Source organism: Klebsiella planticola, from assembly GCF_000783935.2.
Classification (GTDB): Bacteria; Pseudomonadota; Gammaproteobacteria; order Enterobacterales; family Enterobacteriaceae; genus Klebsiella; species Klebsiella planticola.
Genome location: NZ_CP026047.1, coordinates 2,069,170 through 2,091,587, shown reverse-complemented (window position 1 = coordinate 2,091,587; position 22,418 = coordinate 2,069,170). Strand labels below are relative to the sequence as shown.

The window sequence follows — 22,418 nt, the reverse complement described above, 5'->3', positions numbered from 1 at the left end:
CGCCCGTGCTGTTCCATAGTTATTTATGGAGCCATTACCCTTAAGAACCTGATGTTCTTAAATGCAAAACTTGAATAAAATCGATAAAACTCAATAAATTTCCGCGAAAATAAAACGCAATAATGCTGCCAGTGATACAACATTAAATAAGGATCATGTCGGTCCCTGATGCCGGCAAGATAAAACGCATTAAGGCAAGCATGGTAATGTTGTTGTTATTTAACAAGCCGACCTTATTACTGGTATTACTTTTATGTAAACTCACCGTCTTGATACTCAGACCAAGAGTTTTAGAAATATCATTAATTAAGTTCCCAATAATCATTAATGACATAATTTTCTCTTCACGAACCGTGAGGTTTCTTTTTCTGGCTTTAAACCTCTTCAGCTTAAGGATGTTTTCAACCGTTTTAACACTCGCGTCAGCAGACAGAAAACAGATATTATTGATGTCAGAAACATCACTGACAAATTTGGCATCCGGAGCCACGATCACTTTCGCCGGACTGTTCATCAAATAATACTGATATGAACAAAGCATTTTATCTATCTGTGCAAAATGGATAATGACGTAATCTTCGGCACTCAGTACCTGGCACTGCTGGTACGCATACTCACTGTCAATGTTATCGACCCAGGTAATGTTGCAATCATCGTCAGCCATGCTGACCAGACCCTGCATATAGAAATAATTATCTGTTACGATCAATACCGCCATGATAACAGAACCTCCATTCCATTGAGTCTGTTGACCCCCATCCGTTGGCTGAGACAAACACCTATAATGAAGTTCGCCTCAGCTTTTTACTTTTCTTTTATGAAAGGTGACAAAACATCACTATTATTTTTGTTACGGTAACACCGCCACATTTCATGCACAAATAGTAAGCTTAATAAGCAGAATTTATTACTCATAAAGTTATGAAGGGCAAAAAAATCACATCTGTTGAGTATTTGTTAAAACTCAAATCATTGATAAACATAAGAATAATTAGTAAATTTAACAAATAAAAAGCAATTCAGGCAAAACCTCACCTGGGGATTAAGAGTATTCTTAGTTATGAGTGAATGTCAGGTTTACTCTTTGGTGCTAGTATCGCGGCATCAAATCCCAGATAAATGACACAGTGGTAACTATTCTCACAATAAGAAATCATATATGGCTACTATTTACGTTATAGAGAACACGCTGCGATTTAACTCAGAAGCGCATACTCTCCATTCCATAAAAAGTAATGAACGTATGGCCCTGGCAATACCAGCAAGCCTTTGCTTTGATTTGTTAATAAAAAATCAAGGAAGAATCGTCACTCAGGCAGAGCTACTGCAAAATGCGTGGGGAGAAAGGGGGATGAGTGTTACGCCGAATACTCTACATCAAAATATCTCTTTGCTGCGTAAGTCTTTAAATTACTTCAATGTGAATGGAACACTGATTCAAACGATCCCTAAACGGGGTTTCATGATTGCGGATGAAGCGAATATCCGGATTGATACTCCCGGCGCCCCTGCGGAGAAGGATAATGATATTGCCACTCCAGAAATAAATCAGCTGAACAGAGTTGTGACGGAAGGAAATGGCGCTCATCATGAAGGGAGCCAGCAACTTCACGCCGACCCACCGACAGCGCAAGACAAAGGTGACGTCCTGTCGACGAGAATCATCGAGGCCGTGAGAAAAAGAAAGACAGGATGGCTTGTCGCCGGTATTACCAGTCTGTTGATTATTCTGTTGCATATTATCTACCTTAACCCGTCAGCCACGATCGATTCACCTTTCGCGTCGTATACGCTGATCACGACGATCAATAGCTGCAAGGTTTTCAGAAATGATGATCTAAGATTTGATGAGTACTATATTAATTTTCTTAAAGAGCATAATATCACCTGCTCAAATGGACGGACTATTTATATAACGAATCATTACCCATCGAGCAGGACCTCACTGATCTCCTGTCGATACCCAATAAAATCTCATAAAAAATCATTCTGTACCTCATCTTATTACTTAAAATAACACAATATGAAAACACGAAAAATAAACAAAGTCATTGCATATACTTTCATTATTATCACGATAAGTCTTGTCTTTTATTACATCAGTTCATTTGATGACGATGAGAGCATTAACTGCACATCCGCTTTTTCAATAGTTAATGACGGTGAGGAATATTCTTTCTCTGTCACTTTCTTTGCCAGCGATGGGGATGGGTTAATTACATTCACCGGTAATTCCAGAAACACAAAGGATGACATCAGCATCAGAAAATATATAACCTATGTAAAAAATAAAAATAATATTTATATTTTCAGAAGTAGCGACACGAACATTCGCTCAAATTCCACAGCGCTCCCTGATAAATTCGATGAGATTCTACCGCCGTTCTTTACGGGGATCAGAAAAGAAGATCGATTCATTATCAAAATATTAAAGATAAAACATGACTCGTGGGTATTTATGTCAACAAATACCCCCTATTTTATTTGTGAAAATACCAATAGTTAGCGCCAACTTCGTTAACACAGCGCATGGTGCTTGAAATTGCCAGGGCAACGTTTAATCGCACAATGTGGCTGATAACAGCAACCCTCTATCGTCGTGGCCCCGAAATCATAGGGGCAGGATGGTCTTTCCCTTAGGATTTCCCATTGCTCATGGCTGTAGGTTGACATATTGTAGACCTTAATATAATGATATTTTCCATTAACTAATACCTTCGAGGAATACAGTTTCATGGATTCTCCGGGAAGTAACAGGATATCGGCTTCATACCATATAATAAATTTTAAAAAGCGCAATCTCGATATACTTGAAAATGCCACACCGGAATGTGGGCAAATAATTGTGTTCTGAATTATCCATTTCATGTCGCGTCCTTGTGCTTTATGAGAAACAGCCACATAGCTAGTCATAGCAAAGATTATAATTATCCGCAAGCCCTCTCCTCGATATTGTGAGGTAAAATCACGATATTCTGCCAGTAAATTGATAAACAGTTAGTAGCGGAGTAATATAAAATACGTAGACATGAAAATATAGCGACATAATTCTACATTACGCCGGGTATAAATTTACAATACGCGGATGATTGATGTGCCGACTACAGTTAAAGAGGACGCGACGGATTGTCATCAACCCATCGCGTTATTGATGAATAATTTACCAGGTTTTGCCAATATTAAACTGAAACTGCTCCGCTTTATCGCCATCATATTTTTTAAATGGTTCGGCCCAGGAAAAGACCAGCGGCCCCAGCGGCGACATCCACTGCACCGCAATCCCTGCCGACATACGAATATGCAGCGGATCGCCGTAGTCAGGGATCCCGGCGGCCTGCGTCTGAGCGCTATTTTGCCATGATGTACTCCATACCGTCCCCGCATCGACGAACAGCGAGGTGCGTAAACTGTCGGCATATTTATCATTAATAAACGGCGTCGGAATAATAAATTCACTATTCAGTACCGCCATGGCGTTGCCGCCCACCGCATCCGAAGAGCTTTCAACCGGGCAGTTACTGTAGCTGCTTTCAGTCCCGTTACAGCGATAATAGGCCGCTTTTGGACCAATCGTATTGGAAGAGAACCCCCGCACTGACGACGACCCTCCGGCATAGAAGTTATCGTAAAACGGAACCGAATTCCCGTTCAGGCCGCCGGCATAACCTGCTTTCAGATGCTCCATCCAGACCCAGCTTTTCCCTTCATTCAGAGGGAGATATTGCGTGGTATCCAGGGTGAGTTTGTAATAGCTGTTGTCTGATCCCGGCACGGTCACTTTACCGCTCAGGCTGCTTTTATTCCCGGAACGAGGGAAAAACCCGCGGTCGAGATTGTTATAGCTCCAGCCGAGACTGGCGAAAACGTCGTTGGCGCTATACGTCGCCCCGCTGTCGCCATCTTTGGTGACCACGTTCGGATAAATCCCTCGCGAATTAAGGTAATTCCACGTCGTCAGCTCCGGATCCATGTTCGTCAGGTAGTTATGGACGTAATCAATGCCCACATTCAGTGAGTTATTCTCACTAATCGGGAAACCAAGATTGCTCCCCAGCCCGTAGCTTTGCTGGTTATAGCTCCCGGCATCTGCATCGGCAGCATCGTAGCTGTTGTAGAAAATTTTCCCGCCGAGGCTGACGCCATCAACGGTAAAATAGGGATCGGTTGCGCCCAGTTCAACATAGGACTGGTAGCTGTTACGGGTGCCGTTAAAACTCACGCTGTTGCCGGTGCCTAGCCAGTTATCCTGAGTGACGCCAAGCTGATAGCTGATGCCGCTGTCTGTCCCGAATCCCAGGCCCACGTTAAACGAACCGGTGTTACGTTCTTTCACTTTATACACCACGTCGACCTGATCCTGGCTCCCGGCAACCGGGGTGATTTCTTTATCCACCGTTTCAAAAAAGCCCGTACGATCCAGCCGCTCTTTCCCTTGCTGTACTTTTTCGTCGTTGAGCCACGCCCCCTCCATTTGCCGCATTTCACGACGCAAGACGGCGTCACGCGAAGTATCATTCCCGGTAAACCGGATCTGGCGCACGGAATACCGACGTCCGGCATCAACATTGATATGCAGGGTCACACTTTTGTTGGTCTCATCGATTTCCGTACGGGTATTCACCTGGGGCCAGGCATAGCCATATTTACCAAAGCGTTTTTTGATGCTGTTTTCAACGGCGGTAATGTCGGCTCCGCTGTACCATTTGCCCGACAGAGACTGCGCCAGCGCTTCTGTCTCTTGCGCATGCCCGGCCATCTCGCCGCTCACCAGCGTGCTGGTGACTTTATAGCGATCGCCTTCAGAGAGATTGACCGTCAGATACAGCGACTTTTTATCCGGCGTGATGCTGACCTGACTGGAGTTAATGGTAAAGCGCGCATAGCCACGATCGAGGTAATAACTACGCAGGGTTTCCAGGTCGGCTTCCATTTTTTGTTTCTGATATTTCTTGTCGCCAATCACGTTCCACCATGGAACATGGTCACGCAGCTGCAGCTGGTCCAGCAGAGTTTCCTCGCGGAAGGCTTTATTGCCGATAATATTAATCTGGGCAATCGTCGCGGCGATCCCTTCCTGAAAAACAAACTTTAAATCGACGCGGTTTCGCGGTAGCGGCGTGACCACAGCATGGACCTGCGCACTGTATTTCCCGACGCTATAATAGAAATCCTGTAATCCTTTTTCTATTTCACTGAGGGCATTACGATCTAACGCGCTCCCTTCTTCGACGCCGCTGGCCGCCAGATTGTCTTTCAGGGCGTCATCTTTCACCGCTTTATTCCCCGAAAAACTTAATTTGGCGATGGTCGGCCGCTCTTTAAGCTGTACCACCAGCGTCGTTCCATCGCGCAGGATCTGGACATTTTCAAAGTTACCGCTGGCATATAAAGCGCGTAGCGACTCGCTAATATCATCATTAGACACCCGTTCTCCGGTATGGATCGGCATGCTTAATAGCGCGGCCCCTACGGTAACACGCTGCAACCCCTCAAAGCGAATATCATCAATTTTGTACGTTGTTGATGCATAAAGCGTTAAGGGAGAAATTAATAACCCGGCAATGATATTTGTTTTCTTTAGCATGGACGTTTCGTCTAAGAGATATTTGGCGATAGCAGAATTCTGCTGGGATTTGCGTAAGCAACGCGCAGAATTACACTTCATTATGGCGAAACAATGGAGAAAAAATGGATGTTATTGGCTGGAGAAAAAAATAAAATTTAACGGAACTTCGTTCTAATAATTCAGTCTGAGCAGCAACCTAGCAACCGAATGAAAGCGCACAATGACTTTAAGGTATAAAACAAAAAGCCCCCTTTCTAATGGGGTGAAAGGGGGAATGATCTTGTCAGGAATGATGCTCTCTGGGATAAACCAGGAACACCGGCAATTTACCCTGAAATACCGAACTTAAAATGAAGAGATATTGAATAAATTATGCAGTAACGCCCCGTAATACCCGCAAGGGTTCCGGGCGTTAATTTGTATGAATTCTTCATCTTTTCCTCAAAATAGCAGAATAGAGTATGAGAGGCTTATGGGAACATCAAAGCACATCAAGCGTTATATCGCAAAAGTAAAGTAGTGGCGCCTTACCATGGAGGGTGAGGCATTTACCTGGCCGCCTGCAGCCCTCCCGCCACGCGATGGAGAGGCCCGGTCCTGGAATGAGCATGAATCATGCGTAGAAATGAGATCCAGCAGTCCGTTCTCAACGAACTGGTACGCTGGATAAAAAACAACCTCGAGAAAAAACTCACGGTCAATGCACTCAGCGTGTTTTCCGGGTATTCCGAGTGGCACCTCTTTCGTCTGTTCCGTCATCATTTTAATATGTCGCCGATGGAATATATCAGGCAACAGCGTATGTCGCTATGTCGTGATTTATTACAGATGCAACCGGCTTTCCGTATCGTCGATATTTGCATTATGGCCGGATATGAAGATATCAGTGCATTTAACCGGACATTTAAGAGGTATTATTCTCTCACCCCCACGCAGTTTCGCCAGCGTATTAATGAACAATCCGGATAATCCTTCCTGGAGTTAAAAATAAAAGGCCGGGAACAGACTTATGCTCCCGGCCAGGCAGAACAGGATCAGAAATGGGTATTTACGCTGACATAGAAGGTCCGCCCTGACTCATTATAGGTCTCCGCACCGGCACCGTATAAATAGGCGCCGGTGGTCGCGTTCCCGGTCGTTTAGGCATTTCCAGCACGGTAGTGGCGTATATCAAAGAGATTATCCACACCGCTGGTCAAGCTCAGATTTTTGTTCACATCCCAGGTCGCGCTCAGCCCGACGATGCTGTACGGACTCACTTCGTTCAGCTCACTACCGGATACCGCCTCGCCTTTGTAATTGAAACGCTTAGGTTTCTGCCGCCCGTACCAGGTAAAGGTGCTTTGCAACGAGAGATCGTCGCGGACCTGCCAGCCGAGCGTAGAGTTAAGGGTAAACTGCGGAATCACCGACAGGCGATCGCCGGTCGTCTTGTTCTTACTTTGCAACATCCAGGTCAGGTTATTACTCCAGTTGACCGTTTCACTCACCGGCAGGTTAAGCGAACCTTCCAGCCCCTCCACCAGCGCTTTGGGGACGTTCTCCCACTGATAAATATTCGTGGTTCCATTGCTTGCCGTACCGACAGCTGAATACCCGGACTCAATTTTATTGCGGTAGTCGTTACGGAACCAGGTTATCCCCGCCTGATAGCCTTCGTGCTTGTATTCCAGACCAATCTCTTTGTTAACGCTGGTTTCCGCCTTCAGGTCGCTATTTCCCATCAGATAACAGGCCGAACTGCTGGCGTAGCACCCCTGGCCGTTACTGTAGAGAATATAGTTGGGGTTGAGCTGATAGAGGTTCGGCGCTTTATAGGCGCGGGCAATGCCTAGCTTCAGGGTCCAGTCGTCGCTCAGTCCCTGCGACAGGTTCAGCGACGGACTCCAGTTATTACCGACGATGCTGTGATGGTCAAAACGCAGGGCCGGCGTCAGCATCGTACTATCGGTTAGCGCGATATTATCTTCGGTAAACAGCGAGAAAATTTCGGCGCTGCTGTAAGGCGTTCGGCCGGAGGTCGAAATACCGTCAATCGAGCCGTAAGAGAGTGCCTGGGTGGTCGACACGCCATCTTTCATCCGCTGCTGATTCCATTCGGTGCCCAACGTCAGGTTCTGCTCAACGCCCAGCGTAAACGGGATATTGACCTCGCTGTGCAGCAGAACGTCCGCCAGATCGATATCCGAGAATTCGCTGCTGGAGAAGATGCCCTCGGTCCCGCCGGCCAGACCTTCATTCATACGGGAGTTACGGGTATGTTCATACTGCGCATAGCTGTTGCTGGTGACACCGTTGTCCCAGCCTCCGGTCCAGGTCAGGCCGTAGGTCTGACGGTAAATTCGGTTGGTCTCTTTACCATACATGCTTTTCACGAGCGTACTGGTATTGGTGTTCTGGGTATCGCCAGCGTAGAGGTTGCCCTGGCGGCTATAGCCAGTTTCAAACTCCAGCGCCTGCATGGGAGCAAATTCCCAGCGCAGCTTACCGTGGATATCTTTGTTCACCACCCCTTCACGCCCGGCCGGATAAGATCCGGCATAGCTGCCGGTCCGCTCCGCCTCGTGGCCGGCGTTAATATCCTGGGCATCAGCCTGGGTTTTACTCAGGTTGCCCCATAAATTAAAACTCACGCTGTCCGACATCGGCCCCTCAAGGCTGAAGTTCGTCCGCTTCGTCGCCCCCTCTTTTCGGTGCTGCGGCGCGTTCATGTAGGTATTCCAGGAGCCGTGCCATTCGTTATTCACAGGCTTAGTGATGATATTCACGACGCCACCCATTGCGCCGTTGCCATAGCGCGCCGCCGCAGGGCCGCGAATCACATCAATGTGGTCGATCATCTCCGCAGGAACCCAACCGGTGTCGCCACGCGTATCGCGATCGCCGCGCCAGCCATAGCGTACCGAATTGCGACTGGTCACCGGCTTTCCATCGATCAGAATCAGCGTATTCTCTGGCCCCATACCGCGGATATCAATTTGCCGGTTATTCCCGCGCTGGCCGCTGGTCGAGTTGCCAGTCAGGTTCACCCCCGGCTGAGTGCGAATCAGTTCTGAGATATCGCGTGCCGGCGGATGTTTGCGAATTTCGTCAGCCGTGAGCGTTGATACGCCCGGCGCCTGTAAGGTCTGTCTGGCAGCAGTCACTACCATCGTCTCTTCGGTTTTGGCCGCAGCGGTATCGGCGTCCTTTGCCTCTTCCGGTTTGCTGATGTCGGCGGCCTGCGCGGGTAGCGCCGCGCCCCAGATAGCCAGATGAATCAGCGCGGCCAGCGAGTAGTGTGAGTTTCGTTTCATGGAGTATGCCCTGTTTTCTTTTTTTGCTGTCGGGGCGCGCCTCCTTCATCCTTAGATAAACAGCGGCAATCATTTCCATGCGAACAACTTAGTGCCTGGTTTTGGCATAGCAAGGCCCTCCCGGAAAATGAACGGGATATAAATAGCCTGTGGCCAAAATATAAAGTCTCACCCTGTCAAAAATGAAAAATACGCGTCAGCACTATTCTTAGATAGCGTTTTTCGATCAGCCTTAGAGATGATTATTGTGCGTTATCACGTTATTAGAAATGAGATTCATTATCAAGTTGATAATGTAAAATAGCGGAAACAGATTAAAATACAACAAATAAAACAACGGGATAAATAACAAATAATATTCTCAAGTCACTCAAATAATTAATACCAACACTTACAACAACATAAAAAAAACATTATTCAATCATATTATCTCCATAATCATTTGTGGCCGCTCATTCCTTTATCACAATAAAATGAATGCCCCAAAACAGAGAGCCTGGTTAGCCCGGCAATATGCCTGCCAGAATCGAGGCAGATAGCCTCTCTTTTGGCAGCACAAAAAGTGGCTCTCGCCTCTGACACAACCGGCGATGTTTCCCCGCGCAGGCGGGCAAACGAACAGGCTAACCCCCCCAGAGTTGACTAAAATATAGGGATGCACCTGCGGAGCTTCTCTCCATGAACATCCTCTCATTTCAACGACCCGCTATCGCCAGCTTTGCCTGCCTTGTTGCCCTGCTGTTTGCCGGTTCCGTTTATGCGGCAGTCGGGGAAAAGCAACCTCCGCCTCAGGAAAAACGACAGGCGCTGGAACTCAATACGCAAGAGATGCAGAAGCCCTGGCAAGGCGATCTCCCCGGTATGCTCGACAGACGCGTCATCAGAGTCTTAACCACCTACAGCAAGACCTTTTTCTTTATCGACAAAGGTACCCAGCGCGGGGCAACGCATGACATCTTCATTGAGTACGAACGCAACCTTAATCAACAGTTGATGAAGGAGAAAAAGCTCAAACATCGCCATCTGAAGGTACGGATAGTTTTCGTCCCGGTGGCCCGCGACCAGCTCTTCAGCGCACTCGTTGCCGGCAAAGGAGATATCGTCGCCGCAAATCTTACGGTTACCGAGGATCGTCAGCAGCAGGCTGACTTCACGATACCGCTCTATTCCAATGTTCAGGAGCTTCTGCTCTCCGGTCCTGGTTCACCGGAAGTCGCCAACCTGGAACAACTTTCTGGCAAAGAGGTATTTGTTCGCCAGTCATCAAGCTATTACCAAAGCCTGGTCGCCCTGAATGCGCATTTTGCGAAAGAATCTCGTCCGCCGGTTATTATCGAAGCCGCTCCGGAATCACTCGAAGATGAGGACCTGATAGAAATGCTCAGCGCCGGCCTTATTCCGTTGACCGTCGTCGATCGTCATAAAGCGCTATTCTGGAAACAAGTTTTCCCCAAAATTGAAGTCCATCAGGATATTGTCCTGCGTAAAGATGCCAGCATCGGCTGGGCGGTACGTAAGAACAGTCCGCAGCTTCTCGCCTCGCTAAACCGCTTTGTGAAGGCTAACGGCCAGGGCAGTAAGCTGGGAAATACCATCCTGTTGCGCTATCTGAAGAACGCGAAGTATGTCAAAAATGCCGCCGCGCAGAAGGAACGGCGAAAATTTCTGGCGATGGTGGATATCTTCCGTAAATACGGCGCTCGGTATGACGTTGACTGGCTGTTAATGGCGGCCCAGGGTTATCAGGAATCACGCCTCAATCAGTCGGTTCGTAGCCACGTGGGCGCCATCGGCGTTATGCAGGTGATGCCGCGGACGGGCAAAGAGCTGAAGGTCGGAGATATCAGCAAGCTGGATCCGAATATCCATGCCGGGGTGAAATATATGCGCTGGATGATCGACCATTACTATGGCGATGAGCCGATGACCCGGCTCGACAAAGCGCTCTTTTCCTTCGCGTCCTATAACGCCGGGCCCGCCCGTATCGCCCGCCTGCGGACAGAAACCAGCAAGCGCGGTTTTAACCCTGATATCTGGTTTGGCAATGTGGAGTATCTGGCCGCTGAGAAGATCGGTTCCGAGACCGTCACCTACGTCAGCAATATCTATAAGTACTACATTGCCTATCGGCTAATTGTCGATGAAATGGCGCGCAAACAAAAAGCCACCACCCAGTCGAACAGCCCGGCAACGCCCGCCGGGGAACAGGCCGCTCCCGCTACGCCGTGAGGCAGTATCATCGCTGGATACGCGGAGAGAGCAGATATAAAAAAGCCCCGAAAACGGGGCTTTTTCTTCTGCTTTAACGACAGTGTCTAAGGATGATCTTAGAACGGGATATCGTCATCGAAATCCATCGGCGGTTCGTTAGAAGGTGCTGCCGGTGCCTGCTGCTGCGGGCGAGACTGCGCGCCGCCGCTAAACTGGTTGCCGCCCTGCGGCTGCTGAGGCTGACCCCAACCGCCCTGCTGCTGACCGCCGCCTGCCGGAGCGCCCGCGCCCTGCTGACGACCGCCGAGCATTTGCATCGTGCCGCCAACGTTAACCACGATCTCGGTGGTGTATTTTTCCTGACCAGACTGGTCAGTCCATTTACGGGTACGCAGCTGGCCTTCAATGTAGACCTGAGAACCTTTACGCAGATACTCGCCGGCCACTTCCGCCAGTTTGCCGAACAGCACAACGCGGTGCCATTCAGTCTGCTCTTTCATCTCACCGGTCGCTTTATCACGCCAGGATTCGGAAGTAGCCAGCGTAATGTTGGCAACTGCGCCACCACTCGGCATGTAGCGTACTTCCGGGTCCTGGCCCAGATTACCGACGAGAATCACCTTGTTTACGCCTCTGCTGGCCATGTTTGTGTCTCCTGAATGCGTTTCTTAATAGTGTAAACGCGCGAGTGTACCATTTCCAGGCGCTATGTTGATAGCTGGGAAGTATGTTCCAGATAACTCTCGCGGTACGCCATTTTTGCATACCCCACGCGAAAATGCATTCCAATACTGTATATTCAAACAGGTTAAATTGTGTCATAATTAGCCGTTTCTGCCGTTTGTCCTTCTAACAAACCAGGCAATCCGCGTATCTACCGGGAAAGGTGAATGGATAAGATCGAAGTTCGGGGCGCCCGCACCCATAATCTCAAAAACATCAACCTCGTCATCCCACGCGACAAACTGATTGTCGTCACCGGGCTGTCAGGGTCAGGCAAATCCTCATTGGCTTTCGACACACTGTATGCCGAAGGGCAACGTCGCTACGTTGAATCACTCTCTGCCTATGCGCGCCAGTTCCTGTCGCTAATGGAGAAGCCGGACGTCGATCATATCGAAGGACTGTCGCCGGCGATTTCCATTGAACAGAAATCAACGTCCCATAACCCTCGCTCTACGGTTGGGACCATTACCGAAATTCACGACTATCTGCGCCTGCTGTACGCGCGCGTCGGCGAGCCGCGCTGCCCGGACCATGATGTTCCTCTGGCCGCACAGACCGTCAGCCAGATGGTCGACAACGTGCTCTCACAACCGGAAGGTCAGCGCCTGATGCTGCTGGCGCCGATCATTAAAGAACGTAAAGGCGAGCACACCAAAACGCTGGAGAACCTGGCCAGCCAGGGCTATATCCGCGCGAGGATCGACGGCGAGGTCTGCGATCTTTCCGATCCGCCGAAGCTGGAACTGCAAAAGAAACACACCATTGAGGTGGTGATCGATCGCTTCAAGGTGCGTGACGATCTGTCCCAGCGTCTGGCCGAATCCTTTGAAACCGCTCTGGATCTTTCCGGCGGTACCGCCGTTGTCGCCAATATGGACGATGAAAAAGCGGAAGAGCTGCTGTTCTCCGCCAATTTCGCCTGTCCGATTTGCGGCTACAGCATGCGTGAGCTGGAGCCTCGCCTGTTTTCGTTCAACAACCCGGCAGGCGCCTGCCCGACCTGTGACGGTCTGGGCGTTCAGCAGTACTTCGATCCCGACAGGGTCATCCAGAATACGGAGCTGTCGCTGGCGGGCGGCGCCATTCGCGGCTGGGATCGCCGCAACTTCTACTACTTCCAGATGCTGAAGTCGCTGGCGGAGCATTATCAGTTCGATATCGAGGCGCCGTGGGGCACCCTGAACGCCGACGTGCAGAAGGTCATTTTGTACGGCTCAGGCAAAGAGAATATTGAATTCAAATACATGAACGACCGTGGCGATACTTCAGTGCGCCGTCACCCGTTCGAAGGCGTGCTGCACAATATGGAACGCCGCTACAAAGAGACGGAATCCAGCGCGGTGCGCGAAGAGCTGGCGAAGTTTATCAGCAATCGTCCGTGCGCCAGCTGTGACGGTACCCGTCTGCGCCGCGAAGCCCGCCACGTATTTGTCGAAAATACGCCGCTGCCAACCATCTCTGACATGAGCATTGGCCACGCGATGGATTTCTTCACCAATCTGAAGCTGTCCGGCCAGCGGGCGCAAATTGCGGAAAAAGTGCTGAAAGAGATTGGCGATCGCCTGAAATTCCTCGTCAACGTCGGCCTGAACTACCTGACGCTCTCCCGTTCGGCAGAAACCCTCTCCGGCGGTGAAGCCCAGCGTATTCGTCTGGCAAGCCAGATTGGTGCCGGACTGGTCGGCGTGATGTACGTGCTGGATGAGCCGTCCATCGGTCTGCATCAGCGCGATAACGAACGTCTGCTCGGCACGCTGGTTCATCTGCGCAATCTGGGCAATACGGTGATTGTCGTCGAGCATGATGAAGACGCCATCCGCGCCGCCGACCACGTGATCGACATCGGTCCTGGCGCCGGGGTACACGGCGGCCAGGTGGTGGCTGAAGGGACGCTGGAGGCGATCATGGCGGTGCCTGAATCCCTGACCGGGCAGTACATGAGCGGCAAACGCAAGATTGAAGTACCGAAGCAGCGCGTGCCTGCCGACGCGGAAAAAGTGCTCAGGCTCACCGGTGCGCGCGGCAACAACCTGAAGGATGTGACGCTGACGCTGCCGGTCGGCCTGTTTACCTGTATCACCGGGGTCTCCGGTTCAGGTAAATCCACGCTGATTAACGATACGCTGTTCCCGATTGCCCAGCGTCAGCTCAACGGCGCCACCATCGCCGAACCTGCGCCATATCGCGATGTGCAGGGGCTGGAACACTTCGATAAGGTCATCGATATCGACCAGAGCCCGATTGGCCGTACGCCGCGTTCAAACCCGGCAACCTATACCGGCGTTTTCACACCGGTACGCGAACTGTTTGCCGGCGTGCCGGAATCGCGCTCACGTGGCTATACGCCAGGGCGCTTCAGCTTTAACGTCCGCGGCGGCCGCTGCGAAGCCTGTCAGGGTGATGGCGTGATTAAAGTCGAAATGCACTTCTTGCCGGATATTTATGTGCCGTGCGACCAGTGCAAAGGCAAGCGCTATAACCGCGAAACGCTGGAGATTAAGTACAAAGGCAAGACCATTCATGAAGTGCTGGATATGACCATTGAAGAAGCGCGTGAGTTCTTTGATGCCGTGCCGGCGCTGGCGCGTAAGCTACAAACGCTGATGGACGTCGGCCTGACCTATATTCGTCTCGGCCAGTCCGCTACGACGCTGTCCGGCGGTGAGGCCCAGCGCGTGAAGCTGGCGCGCGAGCTGTCAAAACGCGGTACCGGCCAGACGCTCTATATTCTCGATGAGCCGACGACGGGGCTGCACTTCGCCGATATCCAGCAGCTGCTGGACGTTCTGCATCAGCTGCGCGATCAGGGCAACACCATCGTGGTCATTGAGCACAACCTGGATGTCATCAAAACTGCGGACTGGATCGTTGACCTTGGGCCGGAAGGCGGCAGCGGCGGCGGTGAAATCCTCGTCTCCGGTACGCCAGAGACCGTTGCAGAGTGCGAAGCCTCGCACACCGCACGCTTCCTCAAACCCTTGCTGAGCTAATCACCGGGAAAGCTGCTGTCGGGTCGGTTCCGACAGCAGCCGTACCGCCTGCTGGTAGGAAGCATCCACCAGGTAGTAAATCTGCGAATCCGGCAAGGATCCATCAAGAAAGACCGTACTCCAGTGGGCTTTATTCAGATGTCTGCTGGGGCGGATATCCACATGCTGTTCCCGCAGCAGTTCGGCAAGCTCCGGACTGGCTTTCAGCGACACGGCTGGCCGCTTATCTTCCACTTCTTTCACCAATGCAAAGAGCACGTCCGCCACTTTAATCTGCGTGGCCTTCCAGTCGCTGTGCACGCTTTGCTCTGCGCCCGGTTTTGCCATGCAGTACAGCAATAACTCCGAAATTGTCATCTGTTATTCCCCCGTGAGCGTCGCAACGATATGCCGCGAACCGCCGTGAATACGATGTTCCCCTAACCAGATTCCTTGCCAGGTCCCCAGCCTGACGCGCCCGTCCTGCACCGGCAGCAGCAGGGAGACGCCAAGCATCGACGACTTGATATGCGACGGCATATCATCAGGACCTTCATAATCATGTTCATACGGCGCATTATCCGGCACCGCGTTGAGAAAATACTGCTCCATATCGTAACGGACGGTTGGATCGCAGTTTTCGTTAAGCGTCAGGGAAGCGGAAGTGTGCTGGAGCAGCAGATGCAACATCCCGACTTTGACGCGCGACAGCGCGTGGAGCTGTCCCAGGATCTCGTCGGTGACCAGATGAAAACCGCGAGATTTTGCGCCTAACGTCAGCGTTTGTTGATGCCACATAAACGACCCCTGTTGCGAATGAATCTTTCTAAGTGTGCAGCAATAAGCGAAAAGGTAAAACCTCCCTACACGCTTTTTCGTACAAAAAAGCGGCAGCCCGGAGGCTGCCGCTTTCGCTTCTGACTCATTTCCACAGAAGGTGAAATTAGTATTCGGAATTGACGATCACTTCTTCACCCAGCGCTCCGGCCATCGGCAGAGGTTTATATGACGAGTTTGACGCGCGCAGTACGCGAATGCCGCGAGCCCCGGCATCATGCGCGGCAGAGATGTCGTTATCGGAATCGCCGTAGAAGACCTTAATATTCTTCTCTTTCAGCCACTGGACTTTCGTATTCTGCCCCGGCTTGTCACCGGCAAAAATGACCGGATTCATGTTTGCCGCCGGGATCAGGAAATCATCCTGCAGCGTTTTCGAGACCGTTTCCGTTTTGGTCTGGCTGCGTCCGGTGACAAAATAAATGCTATCGCCGCGCTTCACATGCATTGCAATCAGCTGACGCGCCACCTCTTTAGGCATGCTGAATTCGTCCCAGCCGTTATTCATTTTTTCCCAGAATTCCGGGTTTTTCAGGTAAGCATCGCTGCCGGGAGAGAAGGTCTTTTGGCCGCGCCAGAAGCCCGGGCTGGAAAATAGCACGGTGTCATCGATATCAAAACCTACGGCAAACGGCTGACGACCCAACAGGCTGTTTTCAATCTGTGCGACGGAAACCCAGTGAACAGGCGCCTGCTCAGCCAGTCTGGCGACGTTGGTACCCGGATTTAGTGACGGAGAAGACTCCAGGGCGATTGCTGAGTGATTTAACGTGAAAAGTAAACAGAAGGCGCTAAAGGCCAAAGTTATCTTGCGCATAGTTATCCCTTTTAAGCGTCATCCTGCCAACTGCCGCTTTGCTGGCCGCAAGGCGCCTGGGGCAACCGCCGCGATACGGCGCGGATGACGGTGCGTATAAGTCGTCGAATCGTTATAATTTTCAATAATGTGGCTGCTTATTACTGGACCATGACCTTAACTCCGGCCCTCGCCGATGAAAAGAATTTTCTGCTCAGATGTCATAGAAAAAGAGAATGATCACACTTCGGAAGGGAATAGTCCTTTCCCGCAAACGGGAAAGGACATGATATTCGCAGGGAATTAAATAACGGCAGAAAACGCCTGCGCGACGCGCTGGACGTTGCGTGAATTGAGACCCGCCACGCACATCCGGCCGCTGGAAATCAGATACACGCCAAACTCTTCACGCAGACGATCAACCTGCGCCGCACTCAGGCCGGTGTAGCTGAACATCCCACGCTGTTTGAGCAGGTAGTCAAAATTGACGCCCGGTACCGCGTCTTTCAGAACGTTCACCAGCTCCTGACGCATCGCCAGAATACGCGTACGCATCTCTTCCACTTCCGCCAGCCAGCTGGCTTTCAGCTGCGCATCATTCAATACGGTCGCGACAACCTGAGCGCCAAAGTTCGGCGGGCTGGAGTAATTGCGACGGACGGTCGCCTTCAGTTGCCCCAGCACACGGTTTGCGGTTTCGGTGTCTTCGCAAACGATCGACAGGCCGCCCACGCGCTCACCGTACAGTGAGAAAATTTTCGAGAAGGAGTTGCTGACCAGCATCGGTATGCCGGCGCGGGCGATCGCGCGAATCGCGTAAGCATCATCATCCATTCCCGCCCCAAAGCCCTGATAGGCGATATCAAGGAACGGAATCAGGTTGCGCGCTTTCAGTACCTCGGTGATTTGATCCCACTGGGCAGGATTCAGATCGGCGCCCGTCGGGTTATGGCAGCACGGATGCAGCAGCACAATGTCGCGTTCAGGCAGCGTCTGCAGTTTCGCCAGCAGCGCATCAAAACGCACGCCGTTGGTCTCGTTATCAAACCAAGGGTAAGTACTTACTTCGAAGCCAGCACCTTCAAATATGGCGATGTGGTTCTCCCAGGTCGGGTCACTGACCCAAACGCGAGAACCCGGGAAGTAGCGTTTCAGAAAATCGGCGCCCACTTTCAATGCGCCGGAACCGCCCAGCGTCTGAATAGAGGCGACGCGCTTTTGCACCAGCACCGGGTGTTCTGCACCGAACAACAGCGGGGCAATCGCGTTGCGATAAGCATTCAGCCCTTCCATCGGGAGATACAACGAGGCGCCGTGCGGCTGAGCGTTAAGACGCGCTTCCGCTTCAGCAACCGCCTGTAGCTGCGGGATAATCCCGTCTTCGTTGTAATAGAGGCCGATGCTAAGGTTTACTTTGTCACTACGCGGATCTTCTTTGAAACGCTCCATCAAGGAGAGAATAGGATCGCCAGCGTAGGCGTCAACTTTTTGAAACACGTGATGTTTCTCCGGGTTTACGAGAGGCAGGTCGTAACACAATAAACCGGAAGCAGGAGAAGATCGAGAGGATGTTGGCGGATAGTTGGCGGAAAGTCGGCGAAGATCGCACCTGTCCCGCTTGCCCTCAGGGAATATCCCGGCTCGCGGCGTAAACGCCTTCGCCGGGCCTGGCAGTGTAACCATAGCCCCGGCAAGCATCGCGCCACCGGGGTTGTCTTGTCGCACAGCAACGGAAAAACCGCGCTTAATCCACGTACTGCATGGCGACCCGCGACGTCAGCCGCGTAATAAGTTCGTAAGCACTCACATTCGTCAGTGCGGCAATACGCTCGACGGGCAGGTCTTCCCCCCAGAGCACCACCGGGTCGCCGGATTTATCCTGCGCCTCAGGCCCAAGATCGACGCAAATCATATCCATCGCGACACGACCAACAATCGGCACTTCCCGGCCGTTAACCAGCACCGGCGTACCGCTGGGCGCCGCGCGCGGATAGCCGTCGCCGTAGCCCATCGCCACCACGCCTAGCCGGGTGTCTCGCTCGCTGACCCAGGTACCGCCATAGCCTACCGGCTCGCCCGCTTTATGTTCGCGTACGGCAATCAGGCTCGACGTCAGCGACATCACCGGCTGACAACCGAAATCTGCGCCGGTGGAGGGGTAATCCAGCGGAGATACGCCGTACAGGATGATGCCCGGGCGAACCCAGTCAAAATGCGACTGCGGCCACAGCAAAATTCCGCCCGATGCCGCGATGGAACGCAGGCCAGGCTTGCCTTCACTGAAGGTGGTAAAAATATCCAGCTGGCGTTCGGTGGCGCCGCATTCAGGCTCATCCGCCCGCGCGAAGTGGCTGACGATATTGACCGGCTGGCGCACGTTTTTACACTGGCTCAGGCGCTGCCAGAAGGCGTCCGCCTGTTCCGGCAGCACGCCCAGGCGATGCATTCCGGTGTCCAGTTTCATCCAGACGGTGACAGGCTCAGGCAGCTCAGCCTGCTCCAGCGCTTCCAGCTGCTCCGGGCTGTGTACCGCCGTATGCAGTTGCTGCGCGGAAATAACCGGCAGATCGGCCGCATCAAAGAAACCCTCCAGCAGCAGGATCGGTTTCGTGATACCGCCAGCGCGCAGGCGCAGGGCTTCTTCGAGACGGGCGACGCCAAAGGCATCGGCATCAGGGAGCGTTCGCGCGGTCTCGAGAAGACCGTGTCCGTAAGCGTTCGCTTTCACCACTGCAACCAGTTTACTGGCAGGCGCCAGTTCACGCAGACGTTGCAGGTTGTGTCGCAGAGCGCGGCGGTTAATCACAACAGTTGCCGCTTGCATTTACATTCCTTGCCTTAAATAAAATAAGCCGAATCCACTCAATCATTTGAGTCACCGCAAGGCGCTAAGCCAGGGAATCACCGGGAGCTAAGTACACTAAGTGACCGCGAGCAGCCAACGCAGCGGTGAATCAAAGGATGACGAGGATTTATTCGTCGTCGTACTGCGGCCCCGCATAATTATCAAAGCGCGACCACTGCCCGTTAAAGGTCAGACGTACCGTACCGATGGGTCCGTTACGCTGTTTACCAATAATAATTTCCGCGATGCCTTTTAAATCACTGTTCTCGTGATAGACCTCGTCACGATAGATAAACATGATCAAGTCGGCGTCCTGCTCAATGGAGCCAGATTCACGCAGGTCGGAGTTGACCGGGCGCTTATCGGCACGTTGTTCCAGCGAGCGGTTAAGCTGCGACAGCGCCACCACCGGTACCTGAAGCTCTTTCGCCAGCGCTTTTAACGAACGGGAAATTTCCGCAATTTCCAACGTACGATTATCGGAAAGCGACGGTACGCGCATCAGCTGCAGGTAGTCGATCATGATAAGACCGATACCGCCGTGCTCGCGGGCGATACGCCGCGCGCGGGAGCGCACTTCCGTCGGCGTCAGGCCGGAGGAGTCATCGATATAGATATTGCGTTTTTCCAGCAGGATACCCATGGTGCCGGAAATGCGCGCCCAGTCTTCATCGTCCAGCTGGCCGGTACGGATACGGGTTTGGTCGACGCGCGACAGCGAGGCCAGAGAACGCATCATAATCTGTTCTGATGGCATCTCAAGGCTGAAGATAAGCACCGGCTTATCCTGCAACATCGCCGCATTTTCGACGAGGTTCATTGCAAATGTGGTCTTACCCATCGATGGACGCGCGGCGACAATAATCAGATCCGACGGCTGCAGGCCGGCGGTCTTTTTGTTCAGATCGTCATAGCCGGTATTGACCCCGGTGACGCCGTCATGCGGCTGCTGGAACAGCTGCTCGATACGCGCAACGGTCGCATCGAGGACGTCGGCGATATTTTTCGGGCCTTCATCTTTGTTGGCACGGCTTTCCGCAATCTTGAATACCCGGGATTCGGCCAGGTCGAGCAGATCTTCGCTGGTACGCCCCTGCGGGTCGAAACCCGCCTCGGCGATTTCATTGGCCACCGAGATCATCTCACGGACAACGGCGCGTTCACGTACGATATCCGCATAGGCGCTGATGTTCGCCGCACTTGGCGTATTTTTTGAGAGTTCCGCCAGATACGCGAATCCGCCAACGCTGTCCAGCTGCCCCTGACGCTCCAGCGATTCCGCCAGCGTGATCAAGTCGATCGGGCTACCCGTCTCCTGCAGACGGGCCATTTCCACAAAGATATGGCGGTGCGGACGCGTATAAAAATCTTCCGCCACAACGCGCTCGGCGACGTCGTCCCAGCGTTCGTTGTCCAGCATTAAACCGCCCAACACCGACTGTTCCGCTTCAATCGAGTGCGGCGGGACTTTTAACCCGGCGACCTGCGGATCGCGCTCACGGGGTTCAGTCTGCGGTTTGTTGAAGGGTTTATTTCCTGCCATATTGAATACAGATACCGGGATAGAGATGGGGTCGAAATATTAGCACAGGTCTCTGTTTTGACCCACCCAAATGAAACTGGAGATAATCATGGCAACACGAATAGAATTTCATCAACACGGTGGGCCGGATGTACTCAAGGCCGTAGAATTTACCCCTGCGGATCCGCTAGAAAACGAGATCCAGGTAGAGAATAAGGCCATCGGCATTAACTATATCGACACCTATATTCGCAGCGGCCTCTACCCGCCGCCGTCTCTGCCAAGCGGCCTGGGAACCGAAGCCGCGGGCGTGGTGACGAAAGTCGGGCGCAGCGTGCAGCACATTAAAGCTGGCGACCGCGTCGTCTACGCTCAGTCAGCGCTGGGCGCCTACAGTTCAGTCCATAACGTGGTTGCCGATAAGGCCGCTCTTTTGCCGGACGCTATCTCCTTTGAACAGGCTGCCGCATCGTTCCTGAAAGGGCTGACGGTCTATTACCTGCTGCGAAAAACTTACCAAATCAAGCCCGGTGAACCGTTCCTGTTTCATGCGGCGGCCGGTGGCGTCGGGCTGATTGCCTGCCAGTGGGCGAAGGCGCTGGGCGCTAAGTTGATCGGTACCGTCGGCAGCGCGCAAAAAGCGCAGCGGGCAAAGCAGGCCGGCGCCTGGCAGGTCATCAACTATCGCGAAGAGAATATCGTTGAACGCTTGAAAGAGATAACCGAAGGGAAAAAAGTCCACGTGGTCTATGATTCCGTGGGCAAAGATACCTGGGAAGCGTCGCTTGATTGCCTGCAGCGCCGGGGGCTGATGGTCAGCTTCGGTAACTCTTCCGGCCCGGTCACCGGCGTCAACCTGGGGATCCTCAACCAGAAAGGATCGCTGTACGTCACCCGCCCTTCACTGCAAGGCTATATCACCAACCGTCAGGAGCTGGCGGAAGCCAGCGGCGAACTGTTTTCGTTGATTGCCAGCGGCGCGATTAACGTTGACGTGGCGGAGAGCCAGAAATATGCCCTGACCGATGCCCGACGCGCGCATGAAGTACTGGAGAGCCGTGCCACTGAAGGCTCAAGCCTGCTGCTGCCGTAACGGGTGCCCAGGCAAGATTAACGCTGCCAACGCTTCTGTAGCCTGAAGTATGACGGGAGAGCAGAAAAGTTTAGGGCTTCCACCTGGGAAGCCCTTACTTTTTTTAGTTCGGCTGTATGTAGGGTACAGCGCGATGAATTCGTTAACGCGCTAATAGTGACAGATTTAATAAGCAAAACCTACGCTGTTCTATGCAAAATTCTTCAGGTTGTGACCGACCGCTCACTCCCTTAATAACGCCAGCGGTTGTTACTGCGGTAGTCTGTCGTTTTTGGCGTATTTATCGACCGAATCACCCACACGACCGCAATGGCTAACAGCAACCACGGCAGCAGCTTAATCATCATCGCAAACAGCCCGCCGACGAACATCAGCACCGTGGCAACGACAATCGCGGCAAGAATCCCCAGAATCGACACGCCGGTGACCAGCAACATGACAAAAAATCCAATGACAAATAAGAGTTCCAGCATCGTCTTCTCCCCAAAGAAATAATCGAATGACTCTCCAGGTATTACAAGAAACGTGCCAAACTTAATACATTGAATTTAAAGAAA

16 protein-coding genes and 1 pseudogene are annotated in these 22,418 nt (G+C 52.1%); 5 read left to right on the top strand and 12 right to left on the bottom strand.

The features are described from left to right. Positions 1 to 142: 142 nt before the first annotated feature. Complete coding sequence (locus MC50_RS10115) at positions 143 to 718, bottom strand: LuxR C-terminal-related transcriptional regulator (protein ID WP_032697103.1); 576 nt, start codon at positions 716 to 718, stop codon at positions 143 to 145. Between the two features lie 441 nt (positions 719 to 1,159). On the opposite strand from MC50_RS10115, the gene MC50_RS10110 reads away from it, so the two are divergent. Further along, positions 1,160 to 2,017 carry a winged helix-turn-helix domain-containing protein gene (locus MC50_RS10110; protein ID WP_046853250.1) on the top strand — a complete coding sequence of 286 codons (858 nt, stop codon included), beginning with the start codon at positions 1,160 to 1,162 and terminating at the stop codon, positions 2,015 to 2,017. Between the two features lie 500 nt (positions 2,018 to 2,517). Here the strand turns inward: MC50_RS10110 and iraM are convergent, their stop codons facing one another. Together iraM and bamA are read right to left on the bottom strand one after the other, a co-directional pair. Further along, positions 2,518 to 2,868, bottom strand: a complete 351-nt coding sequence (gene iraM, locus MC50_RS10100; RefSeq protein WP_072000053.1) for an anti-adapter protein IraM — start codon at positions 2,866 to 2,868, stop codon at positions 2,518 to 2,520. A 292-nt stretch (positions 2,869 to 3,160) separates the two neighbouring features. After that, positions 3,161 to 5,584, bottom strand: coding sequence for an outer membrane protein assembly factor BamA (gene bamA / locus MC50_RS10095; protein WP_047663771.1), 2,424 nt, complete (start codon positions 5,582 to 5,584; stop codon positions 3,161 to 3,163). Between the two features lie 597 nt (positions 5,585 to 6,181). Between bamA and MC50_RS10090 the strand changes: the two genes are divergently transcribed. After that, the gene (locus tag MC50_RS10090) at positions 6,182 to 6,535 is read left to right on the top strand and encodes a helix-turn-helix transcriptional regulator (protein ID WP_032689930.1); all 354 of its coding nucleotides are present in this window, start codon (positions 6,182 to 6,184) and stop codon (positions 6,533 to 6,535) included. A gap of 65 nt (positions 6,536 to 6,600) precedes the next feature. On the opposite strand, the pseudogene MC50_RS10085 reads toward MC50_RS10090, so the two are convergent. Further along, positions 6,601 to 8,862: pseudogene (locus tag MC50_RS10085) on the bottom strand (TonB-dependent siderophore receptor). 678 nt (positions 8,863 to 9,540) lie between these two features. On the opposite strand from MC50_RS10085, the gene MC50_RS10080 reads away from it, so the two are divergent. Then, complete coding sequence (locus MC50_RS10080; RefSeq protein WP_047663770.1) at positions 9,541 to 11,091, top strand: MltF family protein; 1,551 nt, start codon at positions 9,541 to 9,543, stop codon at positions 11,089 to 11,091. A 98-nt stretch (positions 11,092 to 11,189) separates the two neighbouring features. Here the strand turns inward: MC50_RS10080 and ssb1 are convergent, their stop codons facing one another. After that, complete coding sequence (gene ssb1, locus MC50_RS10075; RefSeq protein WP_004856483.1) at positions 11,190 to 11,717, bottom strand: single-stranded DNA-binding protein SSB1; 528 nt, start codon at positions 11,715 to 11,717, stop codon at positions 11,190 to 11,192. Between the two features lie 246 nt (positions 11,718 to 11,963). Between ssb1 and uvrA the strand changes: the two genes are divergently transcribed. Further along, positions 11,964 to 14,789 carry an excinuclease ABC subunit UvrA gene (gene uvrA / locus MC50_RS10065; protein ID WP_032689935.1) on the top strand — a complete coding sequence of 942 codons (2,826 nt, stop codon included), beginning with the start codon at positions 11,964 to 11,966 and terminating at the stop codon, positions 14,787 to 14,789. On the opposite strand, the gene MC50_RS10060 is transcribed toward uvrA, so the two are convergent. The 6 genes from MC50_RS10060 to dnaB form a co-directional block, all read right to left on the bottom strand. After that, positions 14,790 to 15,146: an MmcQ/YjbR family DNA-binding protein gene (locus tag MC50_RS10060; RefSeq protein ID WP_032689936.1), complete on the bottom strand. Its 357-nt coding sequence runs from the start codon at positions 15,144 to 15,146 to the stop codon at positions 14,790 to 14,792. 3 nt (positions 15,147 to 15,149) lie between these two features. Further along, a complete protein-coding gene (locus MC50_RS10055) occupies positions 15,150 to 15,566 on the bottom strand; it encodes a secondary thiamine-phosphate synthase enzyme YjbQ (RefSeq protein ID WP_032689937.1) in 417 nt (138 codons plus the stop codon). A gap of 145 nt (positions 15,567 to 15,711) precedes the next feature. After that, on the bottom strand, positions 15,712 to 16,422 hold the full coding sequence (gene aphA, locus MC50_RS10050; RefSeq protein ID WP_032689939.1) for an acid phosphatase AphA: 711 nt from the start codon (positions 16,420 to 16,422) through the stop codon (positions 15,712 to 15,714). 282 nt (positions 16,423 to 16,704) lie between these two features. Continuing rightward, a complete protein-coding gene (gene tyrB / locus MC50_RS10045) occupies positions 16,705 to 17,898 on the bottom strand; it encodes an aromatic amino acid transaminase (protein WP_047663768.1) in 1,194 nt (397 codons plus the stop codon). 247 nt (positions 17,899 to 18,145) lie between these two features. Continuing rightward, positions 18,146 to 19,225 carry an alanine racemase gene (alr, locus tag MC50_RS10040; RefSeq protein ID WP_032689941.1) on the bottom strand — a complete coding sequence of 360 codons (1,080 nt, stop codon included), beginning with the start codon at positions 19,223 to 19,225 and terminating at the stop codon, positions 18,146 to 18,148. Between the two features lie 148 nt (positions 19,226 to 19,373). Further along, on the bottom strand, positions 19,374 to 20,789 hold the full coding sequence (gene dnaB, locus MC50_RS10035; protein ID WP_004856470.1) for a replicative DNA helicase: 1,416 nt from the start codon (positions 20,787 to 20,789) through the stop codon (positions 19,374 to 19,376). Between the two features lie 88 nt (positions 20,790 to 20,877). Between dnaB and MC50_RS10030 the strand changes: the two genes are divergently transcribed. Next, a complete protein-coding gene (locus tag MC50_RS10030) occupies positions 20,878 to 21,861 on the top strand; it encodes a quinone oxidoreductase (RefSeq protein WP_032689943.1) in 984 nt (327 codons plus the stop codon). A gap of 230 nt (positions 21,862 to 22,091) precedes the next feature. Here the strand turns inward: MC50_RS10030 and pspG are convergent, their stop codons facing one another. Then, entirely contained in the window at positions 22,092 to 22,334 is a 243-nt protein-coding gene (gene pspG / locus MC50_RS10025) for an envelope stress response protein PspG (RefSeq protein ID WP_032689944.1), read from the bottom strand. Positions 22,335 to 22,418 lie beyond the last annotated feature (84 nt).